Origin of the sequence: Stenotrophomonas sp. 2619 (assembly GCF_040548725.1) — a bacterium.
GTDB lineage: Bacteria > Pseudomonadota > Gammaproteobacteria > Xanthomonadales > Xanthomonadaceae > Stenotrophomonas > Stenotrophomonas maltophilia_AP.
Map to the genome: position 1 here is coordinate 1 of NZ_JBEPSF010000007.1, position 16,121 is coordinate 16,121.

Annotated in this window: 14 protein-coding genes; 5 read left to right on the forward strand and 9 right to left on the reverse strand. The window is 68.6% G+C overall.

Annotation, left to right across the window (positions count from 1 at the left end; genetic code table 11):
- Nucleotides 1–171 precede the first annotated feature (171 nt).
- Complete coding sequence (locus tag ABIA71_RS08480; protein ID WP_354284721.1) at nt 172–735, forward strand: DUF1003 domain-containing protein; 564 nt, start codon at nt 172–174, stop codon at nt 733–735.
- Between the two features lie 54 nt (nt 736–789).
- Here the strand turns inward: ABIA71_RS08480 and arcD are convergent, their stop codons facing one another.
- From arcD to ABIA71_RS08495, 3 genes are all read right to left on the reverse strand, one after another.
- The gene (arcD, locus tag ABIA71_RS08485; protein ID WP_354284723.1) at nt 790–2,214 is read right to left on the reverse strand and encodes an arginine-ornithine antiporter; all 1,425 of its coding nucleotides are present in this window, start codon (nt 2,212–2,214) and stop codon (nt 790–792) included.
- Between the two features lie 164 nt (nt 2,215–2,378).
- Nucleotides 2,379–4,991, reverse strand: a complete 2,613-nt coding sequence (locus ABIA71_RS08490) for a methyl-accepting chemotaxis protein (protein WP_354284725.1) — start codon at nt 4,989–4,991, stop codon at nt 2,379–2,381.
- Between the two features lie 191 nt (nt 4,992–5,182).
- Nucleotides 5,183–6,661, reverse strand: a complete 1,479-nt coding sequence (locus tag ABIA71_RS08495) for a SulP family inorganic anion transporter (RefSeq protein ID WP_354284727.1) — start codon at nt 6,659–6,661, stop codon at nt 5,183–5,185.
- Between the two features lie 246 nt (nt 6,662–6,907).
- Between ABIA71_RS08495 and ABIA71_RS08500 the strand changes: the two genes are divergently transcribed.
- Entirely contained in the window at nt 6,908–7,198 is a 291-nt protein-coding gene (locus ABIA71_RS08500; RefSeq protein WP_354284729.1) for a putative quinol monooxygenase, read from the forward strand.
- A gap of 22 nt (nt 7,199–7,220) precedes the next feature.
- Here ABIA71_RS08500 and ABIA71_RS08505 read toward each other — a convergent pair whose 3' ends face one another.
- A complete protein-coding gene (locus ABIA71_RS08505) occupies nt 7,221–8,084 on the reverse strand; it encodes a DMT family transporter (RefSeq protein WP_354284731.1) in 864 nt (287 codons plus the stop codon).
- 117 nt (nt 8,085–8,201) lie between these two features.
- On the opposite strand from ABIA71_RS08505, the gene ABIA71_RS08510 reads away from it, so the two are divergent.
- The 3 genes from ABIA71_RS08510 to ABIA71_RS08520 all read left to right on the forward strand — a co-directional run bounded on the left by ABIA71_RS08510 (nt 8,202) and on the right by ABIA71_RS08520 (nt 11,902).
- A complete protein-coding gene (locus tag ABIA71_RS08510) occupies nt 8,202–9,584 on the forward strand; it encodes an aminotransferase-like domain-containing protein (RefSeq protein WP_354284733.1) in 1,383 nt (460 codons plus the stop codon).
- A 109-nt stretch (nt 9,585–9,693) separates the two neighbouring features.
- Nucleotides 9,694–11,481, forward strand: a complete 1,788-nt coding sequence (locus tag ABIA71_RS08515) for a GGDEF domain-containing phosphodiesterase (RefSeq protein WP_354284735.1) — start codon at nt 9,694–9,696, stop codon at nt 11,479–11,481.
- Nucleotides 11,482–11,572: 91 nt separating this feature from the next.
- Nucleotides 11,573–11,902, forward strand: a complete 330-nt coding sequence (locus ABIA71_RS08520; RefSeq protein WP_354284737.1) for a hypothetical protein — start codon at nt 11,573–11,575, stop codon at nt 11,900–11,902.
- Nucleotides 11,903–11,979: 77 nt separating this feature from the next.
- On the opposite strand, the gene ABIA71_RS08525 is transcribed toward ABIA71_RS08520, so the two are convergent.
- The 5 genes from ABIA71_RS08525 to ABIA71_RS08545 all read right to left on the reverse strand — a co-directional run bounded on the left by ABIA71_RS08525 (nt 11,980) and on the right by ABIA71_RS08545 (nt 16,121).
- Nucleotides 11,980–13,224 carry a two-component system sensor histidine kinase NtrB gene (locus ABIA71_RS08525; protein ID WP_354284739.1) on the reverse strand — a complete coding sequence of 415 codons (1,245 nt, stop codon included), beginning with the start codon at nt 13,222–13,224 and terminating at the stop codon, nt 11,980–11,982.
- Nucleotides 13,225–13,656: 432 nt separating this feature from the next.
- Nucleotides 13,657–14,070 carry a hypothetical protein gene (locus tag ABIA71_RS08530; protein WP_354284741.1) on the reverse strand — a complete coding sequence of 138 codons (414 nt, stop codon included), beginning with the start codon at nt 14,068–14,070 and terminating at the stop codon, nt 13,657–13,659.
- 24 nt (nt 14,071–14,094) lie between these two features.
- Nucleotides 14,095–14,274, reverse strand: coding sequence for a hypothetical protein (locus ABIA71_RS08535; RefSeq protein WP_354284743.1), 180 nt, complete (start codon nt 14,272–14,274; stop codon nt 14,095–14,097).
- A 106-nt stretch (nt 14,275–14,380) separates the two neighbouring features.
- Complete coding sequence (locus ABIA71_RS08540) at nt 14,381–15,844, reverse strand: amidohydrolase family protein (RefSeq protein ID WP_354284745.1); 1,464 nt, start codon at nt 15,842–15,844, stop codon at nt 14,381–14,383.
- On the reverse strand, nt 15,834–16,121 hold the full coding sequence (locus ABIA71_RS08545; RefSeq protein ID WP_354284747.1) for a hypothetical protein: 288 nt from the start codon (nt 16,119–16,121) through the stop codon (nt 15,834–15,836). Before ABIA71_RS08545 ends, ABIA71_RS08540 begins: the two co-directional genes overlap by 11 nt.

Genomic DNA, 16,121 nt, shown 5'->3' on the forward strand with positions numbered 1-16,121 from the left:
GTAAAGGGGGAGGGGGCGGCCGCAGGCCGACGCCGGAGGACATTCGCCGGAAAGGGCATGGGGGCCCAGCGCCCGACCCGCCGACGGCTGTGCCTAAAAAGCGTCGTGGCCCTCACCGGGTCTTTCCGTACCACCGCTCACGCTCCCGGCGACCGTTACCTGGAGCTGCGCATGTCCACGCCTACCAACCCCGACCGCCTCGAACGCGCCGCCCGCTGGCTGGGCCGGCAGACCCATGACCTGGATGCCGTCGCGCGCCGCGTGATCGGACGGCAGGCGGTGGTGGACGACCCCAACCGACGGCTGGCCGACCAGTCCACCTTCGGCGAGCGACTGGCCGACCAGGTGGCCAGCTTCGGCGGGTCGTGGAAATTCATCCTGCTGTTCGGCGCCGCCCTCCTGATCTGGGTGGTGCTCAACAGCGAAGTACTCGGCAAAACCGCATTCGATCCCTACCCCTACATCTTCCTCAACCTGATGCTGTCCATGCTCGCGGCGATCCAGGCACCGGTGATCATGATGAGCCAGAACCGGCAGGCCATGAAGGACCGCCAGATGGCCAGCTACGACTACGAAGTGAACCTCAAGGCCGAACTGGAAATCATGTCGCTGCATGAAAAAGTGGACGTGGTCAGCCATGACACGCTGCTGCAGATCCTGCAGCAGCAGCAACGTCAGATCGACCTGTTGACCGAACTGGTCGCGCGCGGCACGCCGCCAAACGGCACGGCATGACCGCCGTCCGGACCATCGCCCTGCCCTGCATGGCACCGCTGCGCTGCGCGCGCGTCAGCCCAACGTCAGGTGGCCGTGCCACAGCCCCCACACCGCCGCCAGCGCCACCGCCAGCACGCAGACCGCAATCACCCGCTCTACCGGGGTGAACACCGGCTGCCCGCGCTGCAGCTTGGCCAGTGCGAACATCAGCATGCCCGGTGCATACAGCAGCGCCGACAGCAGCACCTGCGTCACCCCGCCGGCATACACCAGCCACAGCGCGTACACGGTGGCCAGCACCGCCACCACCAGATCGCGCCGACGCGGTGCCGATGGATCTGCGTACCCTTCACCACGCCAGGCCACCTGCACCCCATAGGCGGCCGAGAACAGGTACGGCACCAGCGCCATGGATGCGCCCAGCAGCACCAGGCTGGTGTAGGTGCTGGCACTGAACAGGGTGATCACCAGGAACAGCTGGATCAGCCCGTTGGTCAGCCACAGCGCGTTGGCCGGCACATCGTTGGCGTTCTGCCGGGCCAGGAAGGCCGGCATGGTGCCGTCGCCGGCCGCGGCATGCAGCACTTCGGCGCACAGCAGCACCCAGGCCAGCAGCGCACCCAGCACCGACACGACCATGCCGATGATGATCAGGCGCGCGCCCCACGGGCCGACGATGGCTTCCAGCACGAACGCCATCGACGGATTGTGCAGGTGTGCCAGCTGCTGCTGGCCCAGCACGCCCATCGACAGCAGGTTGACCAGCATCAGCAGCGCCAGCACGCCCAGGAAGCCGATCACCGTGGCGCGACCGACATCGGCGCGGCGTGCCGCCCGGCGCGAATAGATGCTGGCACCTTCGATGCCGATGAACACCCACACGGTGATCAGCATCATCCCGCGCAGCTGCCCGCCAAGGCCGCCCAGCGACAGCGTGCCCCAGAAATCGGCGGTGAACACCTCCAGCCGGAAGCCGACGGCGGCAATCACCACGAACACCACGATCGGCACCACCTTGGCCACGGTGACCACCGCGTTGATCAGCGCCGCCTGGCCGATCCCGCGCAGGACCATGGCGTGCATGCCCCACAGCAGGACCGAGGCGCAGGCGATGGCCTGCCAGGTGTTGCCCTCGCCGAAGGCCGGCACGAAGTAGCCCAGCCCGCTGAAAATGAGTACGAAGAAGCTGACGTTGCCCAGCAGCGAGCAGATCCAGTAGCCCCACGCCGACGAAAAGCCGATGTAGTCGCCGAAGCCTGCCTTGGCGTAGGCGTAGATGCCCGCGTCCAGCTGCGGCTTGCGGTTGGCCAGGTTCTGGAAGACGAACGCCAGCATCAGCATGCCCAGCCCGCTGATGGCCCAGCCCAGCAGCGCCGCGCCAGGACCGGCACTGCGCGCGATGTTCTGCGGCAGCGAGAAGATGCCCGCGCCCACCATCGACCCCACCACCAGCGCGGTCAGTGCGGCCAGGCCCAGCCGGTTGGAGGGCCCGGTCATGCGCGCACCGACAACAGGGGCGCGGGATCGGTGCCGCCGGTACACGGCGGAGTGCGTGCAGTGCGTTTCATGCGCCGTCCTGTGCGGGGCAGGTGCGTGGGCACCTGCCGTGTTCACCTGCACAGTCTAGCCGAGCGCGCGGCGGCCCCCGCCGCGCGCCGGGATCAGAACGTCTGCCAGTCGTCGCCGGCCAGCACCGGCTCACGCGCTGCGCCGCGTCCAGCGGCCGCGGCACGCCTGGCCGGCGGCGCAGCGTGCGGGCGCGACGCAGGGGCCGGGGAGGCGCCGGCGTCGATGCGGAAGATCGCCACGGCGGTGCCCAGGTGCTGGGCCTGCTCTTCCATGGCACGGGCGGCCGCGGTGGCTTCTTCCACCAGCGCTGCGTTCTGCTGGGTGGTTTCGTCCATCTGGGTGATGGTCTGGTTCACCTGCTCGATGCCCGCCGACTGCTCCTTCGACGCCGCCGAGATCTCGGCCATGATGTCGTTGACGCGGCGTACGCCACTGACGATTTCCTGCATGGTGTCGCCGGCGGTGCGCACCAGTGCCGAGCCCTGGGTGACCTGGCCGACCGAGTCGTCGATCAAGGTCTTGATCTCCTTGGCCGCACCGGCCGAGCGCTGTGCCAGCGCGCGCACTTCGGAGGCCACCACCGCAAAACCACGGCCCTGCTCACCGGCACGGGCTGCTTCAACGGCGGCGTTCAAGGCCAGGATATTGGTCTGGAAAGCGATGCCGTCGATCACCGAAATGATCTCGGCGATGCGCTTGGACGAGGCTTCGATGCCGGCCATGGTGGTCACCACCTGGCCCACCACCTGCCCGCCCTGGGAGGCCACCTCGGCCGCGTTGGCCGCCAGCGTATTGGCCTGCACGGCGTGGTCGGCGTTCTGGCGCACGGTAGAGGTCAGTTCCTCCATCGAGGCCGCGGTTTCTTCCAGGCTGGCCGCCTGCTGCTCGGTGCGGCGCGACAGGTCGCTGTTGCCCGAGGCGATCTCGCCGGCGGCCAGGTTGATGCTGGCCGTGGCCTGCTGGATGCGGCCGACGATGTCGGTCAACTGGGTCACGGTGGTGTCGGCGTCGTCGCGCATCTGCGCGAACACGCCATGGAACTGGCCGTGCATGCGCGCGGTGAGGTCACCGGCGGCGATCGCCCGCAGCAGCGCGGAGATCTGCTGCAGGTTGTCGTCGCTGACCTGCATCATGGTGTTGAGGTTTTCGACCATGCCGCGGAAGTCGTGGTCGAAGCGCACCACGTCGCCACGCTGGCTGAAATCGCCCAGCGCGGCAGCACCGGCCAGGTCGCGGATCTGGGTGTTGATCGCGCGCAGGTTGGCCTTGGTGGTATCCATCGCCTCGGTGAAGCGCGCCTGCTCGCCCGGCAGGCGGTCCATGTCCTGCGACAGGTCGCCCACCGCGTAACGCTGCATCACTTCGACCAGGCGGCGGGTGACGGCGATGTTGGCGCCGACCAGCTGGTTGGTGTCGCCCACCATCTGCCCGTATTCGCCCGGGAAGGACTGCGCGTCCATGCGGTAGCTGAGCTCACCGGCTTCATGCCGCTGCGCCATTTCACCCTGTGCGGCCATCACCGCACGCACCTGGCTGCGCATGCGCTGCATCGATTCGAGCAGGCGTCCCACTTCGTCGTTGCGCGGCGGCGGCAGCGCGGTATCCAGGCGGCCTTCGGCGACATCGGCCGACAACCGCACCGCTTCGGCCAACGGGCGGATTGCCTGGCGGCGCAGCAGCACGTAGACGCTGGCGCTGAGCACCAGTGCCGCGCCCAGGCCCACGGCCAGGATGATCCACAGCAGCGAACGCGCCTGCGCGGTGATCAGGTCGTGCGGCACCACCACGCCCAGGGCGAAGCGCTCCTGGCTGGTGCCGATGCGCAGCGGCACATACGCCTTCACGTTGCCGGCGGCATCCACGCTGAAGTCTTCGTAGGGCTTGTCGGCGCCCACCGCGGCCAGGATCCGGCGGGTGGCGGCATCGTCGCGACGCTTGCCGATCTCCTTGGCATCCTGCGCAGCCAGCACGATGCCGCCCGGGGAAATCAGTTCGACGTGGCCTTCGCCCATCGGGCGCAGCGCGGCCAGGCGCTCCTGCAACGCGGCCAGGCCGAAGTCGACGGTAACCGCGCCCAGGAAGGTGTCCTTGTCCAGCACCGGGGTGGACAGGGTGGTCATCAGCACGGGCTTGCCGGCGATCTCGTAGTTGTACGGTTCGGCCACGGCCTGGCGCTTGAGCGCGCGCGGGCGCAGGTACCAGTCGCCATCACCGGGGACGTCGTAGCCCTTCAGCGCGTCCTGCACCGGAGTGCCGTCCTGCCAGGACCAGTAGCTCATGAAGCGGCCGGTGGCATCGTGCCCCTCGGCGTCCACGTACTCGCTGTCCTTGCCGTCAAACGCCTGCGGTTCCCACAGCGTGCCCAGGCCCACCCATTCCGGGTGCGAGCGCAGCTGCTGCTGCAGCACCTGCGCGGCGGTGGCGCGCGTCAGCGTGCCGGTGGCGTGCTGCACCACCAGGCTGTCGGCCAGCGCCTGGCTGGTGGAGAACGCATTGGCCAGGTCGGCACCGACCCGGCGCGATTCGGCATTGGCCTCGCTCTGCATGGTCTGCCGCGATGAATCGATCAGCGCCTGGCTGGCTTCGCGGTAGCTGATGGCAGCGGTGATGCCGAAGCAGAGCATGGCGATCAGTGCGGTTCCCAGCATCAGCCGGTTGGCGATGCTTCCGGGGCGCGGGGAGGAAGTCGGGCGGGACGCAGGCATGGGGGCGGTTCCGGGAAAAAGGTCGGATCAGCGGTCACCCGGGGGCGCCACTACGGCTTCGCGCAGTCCATTGCGGTCCGGGTGGCGCGGTGCAACTCACGGCCAGCCCTTGCCCCGATCGCAGACATCGGGGCATTGAGCTGGATAACGGCGCTGGCGCGCCGATGTTGAGGACCGTTTCCTGACCCCGTTCAGTGTTCGCCGGGGCGCGCGGCCTGTTGCCCGGTCGAACGCCCCACGCGCTCGACCAGGGTCTGGCTGGCCGCGTTGAGCCCGCGCACCTCCACCTCGGCCCCATGCGCGCGCAGCTTGTCGACCACCCGCTCCAGCGCCGCCACCGCACTGAGGTCCCAGAAGTGCGCGTCGGTCAGGTCGATCACCACCCGCGAAGGCACCTGCTGCAGGTCGATGCTGGCGGCGAACTGGCCGGCCGAGGCGAAGAACACCTGGCCGCTGACCGTGTACACGCGGCTGCCGTCGGGCAGCGACGTATCGCCCACCTGCAGCATGCGCCCCACCTTGCGGGCGAAGAACAGCGCCGACAACAGCACCCCGGTCAGAACGCCCTTGGCCAGGTCATGGGTGGCCACGGTCACCACCACGGTGGCGATCATCACCATCGAAGAGCTTTTCGGATGCTGGCGCAGCTCCTGGAACGAGCGCCAATGGAAGGTGCCGATGCTGACCATCACCATCACCGCCACCAGCGCCGCCATCGGAATCTGCCGCACCCACTCGGCGCCGTACACCACCAGCAGCAACAGCAGCACGCCGGCCACCAGGCACGACAACCGCCCGCGTCCGCCGGACGACACGTTGATCACCGACTGGCCGATCATCGCGCAGCCGCCCATGCCGCCAAACAGCCCGGCGGTGATGTTGGCCAGGCCCTGCCCGGCGCACTCACGGTTGCGCTGGCTGGGGGTGTCGGTCATGTCCTCCACGATCTGCGCGGTCATCATCGACTCCAGCAGGCCCACCACCGCCAGCGTGGCCGACACCGGCAGCAGCAGGCGCAGCGTGTCCCAGGTAAGCGGCACGTCCGGGAACAGGAACACCGGCAGGCTGTCAGGCAGCGCGCCCATGTCGCCCACGGTGCGCACGTCCCAGTGCAGCCCGATCGACAGCGCGGTGAGCACCACGATCGCCACCAGCGGCGAGGGCACCGCGCGGGTCACGCGGGGCAGCAGGTAGATGATCGCCAACCCGGCCGCGCACACGGCCCACACGTGCCAGGAGCGCCCGATCAGTTCCGGCATCTGCGCCAGGAAGATCAGGATCGCCAGCGCGTTGACGAAGCCGGTGATGACCGAGCGCGATACAAAGCGCATCAGCACGCCCAGCTTCAAGGCCCCGGCCAGCACCTGCAGCAGCCCGGCCAGAAGGGTGGCGGCCAGCAGATACTGCAGGCCGTGGTCCTTGACCAGGTCCACCATCACCAGCGCCATCGCACCGGTGGCCGCCGAGATCATGCCCGGGCGGCCGCCGGCGATGGCGGTGACTACCGCGATGCAGAACGAGGCATACAGCCCCACCTTGGGGTCGACCCCGGCGATGATCGAAAACGCGATCGCCTCGGGAATCAGGGCCAGCGCGACCACGGTCCCGGACAGCAGGTCACCGCGGATATTGCCGAGCCATTGCTGGCGCAGCGGGTAGGAAACAGACATGGGCAGACTCCGCGCGCCGGCGATGCGCACGGCGCGCTGTGTGATGAAGACAGGACACTCCCTGGAACCCGGCAGTGGCACGGGCGCGTGGTCAACGCGGCATCAGGGTGGGGTCATCACTATCCAGCGGGGCGGGCAACGGCGGCGCGCAGGATAGCGCAGCGGTGGGGTCGGCTCAACGCCGGTTGACCGGCTGCGCACGCCGCGCGCACGATGCCCGCTGGATCCCGGCGACAGGTGGCAGGCATGTACGGTTTGATCGGCAGGATGTTGATTGCCCCCGGGCAGCGCGATGCCGTCATCGCGATCCTCCTGGAGGGTACCGATGCCATGCCCGGCTGCCGCAGCTACGTGGTGGCCCGCGACCCCACCGACGCCGACGCGCTGTGGATCACCGAGGTGTGGGACAGCCAGGAGCACCATCGCGGCTCACTGGCACTGCCCGCCGTGCAGGACGCGATCGCCCGGGCGCGGCCGCACATCACCGGGTTCGGCGAACGTTTCGAGACCGCGCCGGTGGGGGGCATGGGTCTTTAGAGCCCTGCGCCCGGGCCGCGGCTCAGCGGGCAAACCGCCGGGCCCCGGCCACGCAGCTCACCGCACACACGGTGACCACCAGCATCGTCCAGCTCACCTGCTCGTGCAGCAGCAGCGCGGCCAGCCCCAGCCCGAAGAACGGCTGCAGCAACTGCAGCTGGCCCACCGCGGCGATGCCTCCCTGGGCCAGCCCGCGATACCAGAACATGAAGCCGACCAACATGCTGAACACCGACACGTAGCCCAGGCTCCACCAGGCCGGTGCGCCGATGGTGGCCAACGTGGGCGGCCAGCGCATCCACATCAGCGCCAGCATCAGCGGCAACGCCAGCAGCAGCGCCCAGCTGATCACCTGCCACCCACCCAGCGTGCGCGACAGCCGCGCCCCTTCGGCATAGCCCAGCCCGCACACCACCACCGCCGCCAGCATCAGCAGGTCGCCCTGCAACGACGCGGCACCGCCGCCGAGCAGCGCGTAGCCGACGACCGAGGCACTGCCCAGCAGCGAAAACCCCCAGAACGCCGGGCGCAGCCGTTCGCCGCCGCGCAGCACGCCGAACACCGCCGTGCTCAGCGGCAGCAGGCCCAGGAACACGATCGAGTGCGCCGAGGACACATGCTGCAGGGCCAACGCGGTGAGCAGCGGGAACCCCACCACCACGCCCAGCGCCACCACCAGCAATGACGCCACCGCGGTGCGTGCCGGGCGCGGTTGGCGCAACACCCGCAGCATCGCCGCGGCGATCAGGGCGGCAATGCTGGCGCGCGCGGCAGTCAACAAGGTGGGATCGATGTCGGCGACCGCCACGCGCGTGGCGGGCAGTGAGCCGGCGAAGATCAGTACGCCGATGAATCCGTTGATCCAGCCCCGGGTGGTGGTGTCCATTCTGGTGTTCCTGAAAGTGACCCCCAGTGGACCACGCGGCACCCGCCGGCCCCAGACACAGTCCAGTACACTTTCACCGAACTGTTATGCCCCAAAACCCAGTACGGAACCCGTGACATGGATCTACCCCCTACCCGCATCGCCGCCGTGATGTCCAGCGTGCGCGCCCGCATCAACGCCCGCAGCTACGTGCCCGGCACGCGCCTGCCGTCGGTGCGCGCGCAGGCCAAGGCCCTGCAGGTGTCGGTGTCCACGGTGGTGGAGGCCTACGCGCGGCTGGTGGCCGAAGGGGTCATCAGTTCACGCCCCGGCGCGGGATTCCACGTCAACGGACCGGTGGCACCGCTGGCGCTGAGCGGCATCGACCCGCCCCGCGACCGCCAGGTCGACCCGCTCTGGCTGGCCCGGCAATCGCTGGAACACGATGCGCGCGTGCTCAAGCCCGGCTGCGGTTGGTTGCCCGAAGACTGGATGTACGTCGAGGGCATCCGCCGCGGTCTGCGCACTGCGGCCCGCGCATCGGCCACGTCACTGGCCGACTACGCCAGCCCGCTGGGCCTGCCGCCGCTGCGCCAGCTGCTGGCACGTCGGCTGGCCGGCCAGGGGGTGGACGCAGCACCGGAGCAGATCCTGCTGGCCGAGTCGGGCTCGCATGCCGTCGACCTGATCTGCCGTTTCCTGCTGCAGCCCGGCGACACCGTACTGGTCGATGACCCCTGCTATTTCAATTTCCTGGCCCTGCTCAAGGCACACCGGGTGCAGGTGGTGGGCATTCCGTACACGCCCAACGGGCCGGATGTGGCGGCGTTCGGCGCGGCGCTGCAGGCGCATTCGCCGCGGCTTTACATCACCAATTCGGGCCTGCACAACCCAACCGGCGCGGTGCTCTCACCGGTGACCGCACACCGCCTGTTGACCCTGGCCGAAGGCAGCGACCTGGTGATCGTCGAAGACGACCTGTTCGCCGATTTCGAACACAGCCCCGCGCCCCGCCTGGCCGCCTTCGACGGGTTGTCGCGGGTGATCCAGATCGGCAGCTTTTCCAAAACGCTGTCTGCCGCGGTGCGCTGCGGTTTCATCGCCGCACGACCGGAGTGGATCGACGCGTTGGCCGACCTGAAGATCGCCACCAGTTTCGGCGGCGGTCGCCTGGCCGCCGACATCCTGCTCACCGCTCTCACCGACAGCGGCTACCGCCGCCACGTAGAGACCGTGCGCACGCGCCTGGCCGCCGCGCGCGAGGTCACCCTGGACCGACTGGCCGCGCTGGGTATCCAGCCGTGGATCGTGCCGCAGGCCGGCATGCTGCTGTGGTGCCGTTTGCCCGATGGCATGGACGCCGCCGCCATCGCGCAGCGCAGCCTGGCCGACGGCGTGGTGCTGGCGCCGGGCAACGCCTTCAGCCCGTCGCTGGGTGCACCCAGCTTCCTGCGCTTCAACGCGGCGCAGGCGCAGGACACACGCGTGTTCAAGGTGCTGGCGCGGGCCATGCGCGGCTGAGTCATCGTGAACGCTTCATCCTTGCGCCATGCGCTGTACGACACTTCACGGGCGTTGCGCACGCCGCGCGGGATAGTAGCCTGAAGACAGGGGACGACAGGCGCAGTGCATGTGGGACAGAAGCGACGAGAGTGAGCGGGTTGCGTTGATCGACGCCTTGAACGTGATGGATCCGGCGCTGGGAAAATCGCTGGACCCGATCACCGAACTTGCCGCCTTCACCTTCGGCGTTCCGATCGCGCTGATCTCCATCATCGATGCCGACAGCCTGCGCTTCATCTCGCGCGTCGGGCTGGCCCTGGATCGCACCGACCGGCATGCCTCGGTGTGCGCCTGGGCAATCCAGTCCGACCAGGTGATGCAGGTGGCCGACCTGCGCGAGGACCCACGCTTTGCCACCAACGCCCTGGTGACCGGCGCTGAGCAGCTGCGCTTCTATGCCGGCGCACCGCTGGTGACCAAGAGCGGGCTTGCGCTGGGCACGCTGTGCCTGATGGACCGTGTGCCGCGGGTGCTGTCGCCGCTGGAAACCCAGCAGCTGCAGACCCTGGCGCGGGTGGTGATGGCGCAGATGGAACTGAAGGTGTCGATGGGCCGCCGCGAGCAGGTCACCGGAATGCCCAACCGCCAGCAGTTCCAGGCCGATCTGGACCTGCTGGCGCGGCGCGGCGACGGCGGCCAGTTCACCGCCGTGCTGCTGGATGTGTTCGACGTGCACAGCGCCAACGATGCCGGCCAGGCGCTGGGCATGAAGCCGGTGGAGACCCTGTTGCGGCAGGCCGCCCTGCGCGTGCAGCACGTGTTGCAGGACCAGGCCGAGGCCTATCACGTGGGCGTGAGCCGTTTCGCGTTCGTGCTCAATGGCCAGGACCATGCGCAGGTGGACGCACTGCTCGACCGCCTGCGTGAGCGCCTGCGGCGGCCGTTGCTGGCCGGCAGCATCCCGATGTCGCCGCAGTTCCACGCCGGCGTCTGCAATTTCCAGGCCACCCAGGTGGAAACCGGCGATGTGATCCGCAAATGCCTGGTGGCCATGAACCACGCCATCCAGACCGACGCGGGCCGGTGCTGGTATTCGGCCGACCGCGATACACGTTTGCGTCGCCGCTACCGGCTGGCCTCCGACGCAGCGCGCGGCCTGGCGCAGCATCAGTTCAACCTGGTCTACCAACCGCGCTTCGCGCTGAGTGACGGTCTGCCGGTGGCTGCCGAAGCGCTGCTGCGCTGGGTGCACCCGATGCTGGGGCCGGTCGGGCCGGGCGAGTTCATTCCGGTACTGGAACGCACCGCGCTGATGCCGACGATGAGCCGCTGGGTGGTGGACCATGCCTTGGCCCAGCTGGCGCGCTGGCGACACACGCTGCCCGGCTTCGGGCTGTCGCTGAACCTGTCGGCACGTGACTTCGATGATGCCGGCCTGTGGGACATGCTGTCGGCGCAGCTGGCCACACACGGCGTGCCTGCGTCGTTGCTGGAAGTGGAAATCACCGAAGGCGAATGGCTGCAGGGCCATCCGTCTGCCCTGCCGCAACTGCGCGCGATGGCCGCCGCCGGCATCCGCATCGCCATCGACGACTTTGGCAGCGGCTACAGCAACTTCAGTTACCTCAGCGAACTGCCGGTGTCGCTGATCAAGATCGATCGCAGCCTGGTCACCGGCATGGCCCAGTCACGCACCGCGCGGCTGAAAGTGGAGGCGATCATCAAGCTGGCCCGGCAGCTGGGCTACCGCACGGTGGCCGAAGGCGTGGAGACCGAAGCGGAGCTGTCACTGCTGCGCCTATGGGGCTGCGACGAGGCACAGGGCTATCACCTTGCCCGGCCGATGGTGGCCGAGGCCGCCGCCCACCTGGTGGCCGCCTGCCGCGCGGGATCGCCTGCCGACGAAGTGGGCTGAGGCATCACGTCACTGCCTTGGGCCGGGAATTCACCGGACCTTGATCGGCTCCGGCAGTACGCTCAAGGTGCATCGTCGAGGAACCAAGTGGATGCCCAATACAGGCCTGTTCTACCTGCTGGATGTAATCGGTGACGCCAGCCAGGAGGATCCGCAGGCGCTGAGCCGGTTGACCTTCGTGCGTGCCCAGTGTTTGCAGTGTCACGCCATCCTCAGCCTGTCCGGCGCGCCGGGCCTGGTCAACGTGGCCCATGGTGCGGCCGTGCTCACCTGCGAGCGGTGCAAGAACCGCCAGGCCATTTCCGGCGCGCGCTTTGCCGACTTCGTGCGGCGCGTCGAACACGGGCTGATACCGGCCGTGGGTGACATCCCCCAGGCACCGGGTGCAAGCGGGGACGACACGCACCTGCACCGCCACTAGGTCACCGCTCGCCGCTAGGTCACCGCTCGCCACTGAGGAAAACGCGGACGCTGCCGCCGCTCACGGCGGCCCGGACCTCATGCGCGCGGGATCCCCAGCGTGAATCGTGCGCCTTCCCCCGGGACCGAATCGATCTCGACGAATCCGTCGGCCTGGCGCACCGTGCCGCGAATCTGGGCCAGCCCCAGCCCGGTGCCCATGCCGGCAGGCTTGGTGGTGAAGTAGGCTTCGAACAATCGCTTGCGCACCTCCGGTGCGATGCCCGGTCCGTCATCCTGGACGCTGAGCACGATGTACGCACCGGGCTTGTGCGGTTCCTCCACGGGCACTTCATCCACCTGCCGTTCCCCCAGCAACAGGGTGACGTTGCCGCGTTCACCACAGGCATCGCGCGCGTTGATGACCAGGTTCATCACCGCCCGTTCCAGGCTGTGCAGGTCGACCTGGACCAGCGCCTGGGTGATTTCCGGGTGGTAGGCCAGCGTGATGCCGGCGCCCGCGGCCTGCTGCAGCAGCGGCAGCAGCTCGTCCATCATCCGCGCCACGTCCACCAACTGCGGGCGATAGGGGTGGTGGCGGGCAAACCCCAGCAGGCGCTGCGACATCGCCGCGCCCTGCTGCACCGCCCGGTCTACCATCTGCAGCAGGCTGGCATCGCGCTCCACCAGCTGCCCGTGCGTGCGCACCATCTCGATCGCCGTGCCGGCCACGTGCAGCACGTTGTTGAGGTCGTGCACCGTGCCGGCCAGCAGCTGCCCGACCGCGTCGCCCTTCTGCGCCTGCGCGGCCACGGTCTCGGCCACGCGCTGGGCGACCCGGGCGATGTCCAGCTCGCCCTGCAGCTCGGTGCTGCGCTGCTGGGCGTTGGCCAACTGCGCGTTGAGCTCGTCGGTGAACACCGTTCCCACCATCGACGGGGCGTGTTCGCGCAGCGCCGCGGTCAGGGTGCGCAGCGCCGCCTCGGCCCGGTGCCGGGCGGTGACGTCACGGTTGACCGCGAGCAACCCGCGCACCTCGCCCTCCTCGTCGCGCAGCGGACTGGTGGAAACCAGCCAGAAACGGTGCTCGCCGGCGGGCGTGAGGCACTCCGCCTCGAACTGGCGGCGCTCGCCGCGCGCGGCAGCGGCCAGGGCGTCGGCCACCTTGTGGTGTTCCTCCTCCGGCCACAGCGACGCCCACTGCGCGCCGATCACATGCTCGGCATTCTCCGCCGCCACCCGGGCCAGCCCGTGGGCGTTGACGAACCTGACCGTGCCGTCCAGTGAGACTTCCTTGATGGAGTCCAGGGACAGCTCGACGATCTGGTGAAAAACATCATCCATCTGGGGGATGGTCATGGACGCGGCGCTCGACGATAGGGGGCCATTCTGCACCCATCCGGGGCCGCCGCGCAGGGTCGGCCGCGGCCTGGGTGGGGGCCGCGCCCGGCCAGCCCATCACCACGGGCCACGACAACACCCGTGGCCGCCACCAGATGTGCCATGCTCCGCCCCACCACCACCGGAGAACACTGCAATGGCCAAGGGTATGGACAAGCAGAAAGAGCAGAAGAAGAAGCCTGCCAAGACTGCCAAGGAAAAGAAGGCAGAGAAGAATGAAAAGAAGAGCGCACGCGGTTTCGCGCCGACCTGATGCTTCGGTAGAACAGCGGGCGCCCTGGGTGGGGCAGTGCATCTGCAACGTGCACTGACCTGCTCTGGCGCCCGTTTCCGTCTGGCCACCTGCACGGGCGCACTGTCCCGGGCGGGGGGTGCTTACGGCAACAGCGCGACGATCAGCTTCGGCAGGTAGAGCATCGCGGCCACCACGGCCGCCAGGACCAGGAACGTCTTCAGGGTCAATGGCCGGCGCCGCGGGTTGGCGAAATGCAGCTTCAGGTCAAGCAGCTCCGTGTCCAGCGTGCGTTGCTCGGCCGCCGTGCGTGCAGACGTTTCCCCGGCCTGCTTCTCAAGCAGGCGGTAGCGCGCCATCAACTCACGGGCCGGTGTTCTGCGCAGGATCTGCGCCCGTATCGCGACCAGACGCTCCGCCTGGGGCATCAGTGCCGGCGCGAACTGCTCGGCCGATGCCTGCCGGCCCGCAAGGCGTGCAGCGTGATCCGCCATCTCCGCCTGGAGGGCGTCGCGCTCGATGTAAAGCTCGGCCAGTGATTTCCTGCGCAGATTCATTGCCTTTTCCGGTGGTCGGTGCTGCTATCTGGACAGCAACACCGTGCAGGCCACGCCGATGAGCACGGCGCACCCGATCAGGCCTACCCACGCCCAGCGACTGCCCGGTCGGCCAAATGCATCGAGTACGGCGCCGACGATGTGGCTGATGATGTCCATGACAGGTGCGACCTTCCGACGGGGGGATGCGGTCAGAATGTTCATTCTCCCGCCTTGCTGTAGTGGTCCGCAACAAGCCCGCAGGTGCGTCGCTGCTCCGCACGCCACCGACGCGCACGTCGGCGGCGAACCGGAGAGGTCGTTGGGGGTACTACCGATGCGCGACGCCCGGTACCGGTGGCGCCCAGTCGACGGTGCGAAGAATCTCCTCGGGCGTTGCGGCGTTTCCATCGGCGAGCACAAGCGTCACGTCACGCAGGTTCCCGGGATCGGCAAGCGGGTTGCTGCCGAAGAAGGCGATGTCCGCCTCCATACCTTCCGCAATGCGCCCGGTCCGGTCGCCGATACCGAGCAGGTCGGCGGCATCGGATGTGGCCAGCCGGAGCACCGCCCAGGTACCGAGGCCGGCGCGCATGTGCAGGTCCAGTTCGCGGCTGTATGCCGGGCCGCCCCCATTGCCATCGGTGCCCACCAGGATCGGCACGCCCGCACCATGCAGTCTTCGCGCCAGCTCCAGCACCTTGGGCATCACGGCCCGCGCGCGCTGGTGATCCGCTTCGTCCATGCGCGGCAGAAAGGACAGCAACGCCTCGAGGTTGGCCGGATGCATGTAGGCCCTGTCTTCGAGGGGGAGCACCGTGTCCAGGCGGTCACTGTTGTAGGCCAACGCGTTGACACCCAGCGTGGTGCTCACCACCACGCGTCGCTGGGCCAGTTCGGCGAGCATCTCCTGGATGAGTGGACCGTCGAACGCCGCCAGTTCAAACCAACGGAACAGGTACCGTGCGTCGGCACCCCGCTCTGCCAGGTAAAGGGCGCGCTGCTCGGGCTCAAGCAGATCGGCGCTGGTGGGCAGCGTGTGTTCCAGACCATCGATGCCAAGCCGGGCTGCCTGCGTCCAGCTGATGGTATCCAGATGTGCGATCGCCTTGAGCCCGTGCCGATGCGCGGCCTGGATACCCTGGTGGAGTTCATCGGCATCCAGCCCGCTGTAGAGCTTGAAGTAGCGCATGCCCATGCCCGCCTGTCGCCGGGCTTCGGCGTCCCATTCCGCCTCCGAGCGCGGGTAGGCGAATGCGGCACCGCCAAACGGCGGCGGCTGGATGACAGCGCCCGCATGCAGTGCCTCGGGCCCCCGCCAGGCGCCACGCCGGATCTGTGCATCGTAATGGGCATTCGCGGCCGGGTCGCCGCCGGGGTTGCGCACCGTGGTGATGCCGAACGCGAGCGCAACGGCTGCGTTGTACCGGGTGATCGCATCGACACTCGGAATGCGGATGGTCGGCGCACCATCGACCACCTCGACGCTGTGCGGCCCCGAGGTGATGTGCGCATGCCCATCAATGAGCCCTGGCAGCGCATAGTGGCCCGTCATGTCCACCGAACGCTCCGGCGGCCTGCCCGTCCACGCACCTGCGCCGACCGACGCTATCCTGCCGTCGTCCACCAGGATGTAGGCGTCCTCCACCACGCGCTGCGCCAAGGGATCAACGAGCGAGAAGCCGTGATAGAGCACGCCTGCGCGCCCCCCACCCGTCCTGGCCGCCACGTGGCAGCCCAGCAAGGGCACGCAGGCCAGGAACGCGATCACTACCTGTCTGAGATTACGCGGCATCGTCGCGCCTCCCAGGCAGAAGCCTGCCCAGCAGCGTCCGGCGCAGCTGGAAGACGGTAAGGCCCAACAGGGCCGCCGCCGCCCAGAACAGCACCTCGGTAGCCACAAGGGCCACGCTCAGCAGGGCAACCCGCGCGGTGGTCCCGACGCCGATCGCCATCGACAGCGCAAACGTAGCCCACGCTGCCAGGCAGAGCACGCCGCCCACGGCAAGGACCTGCTTCTTTCCCTTGGAACGGCCCAGCGCTGTGGCCAGGTGTTCGATCGTCTTTCGCAT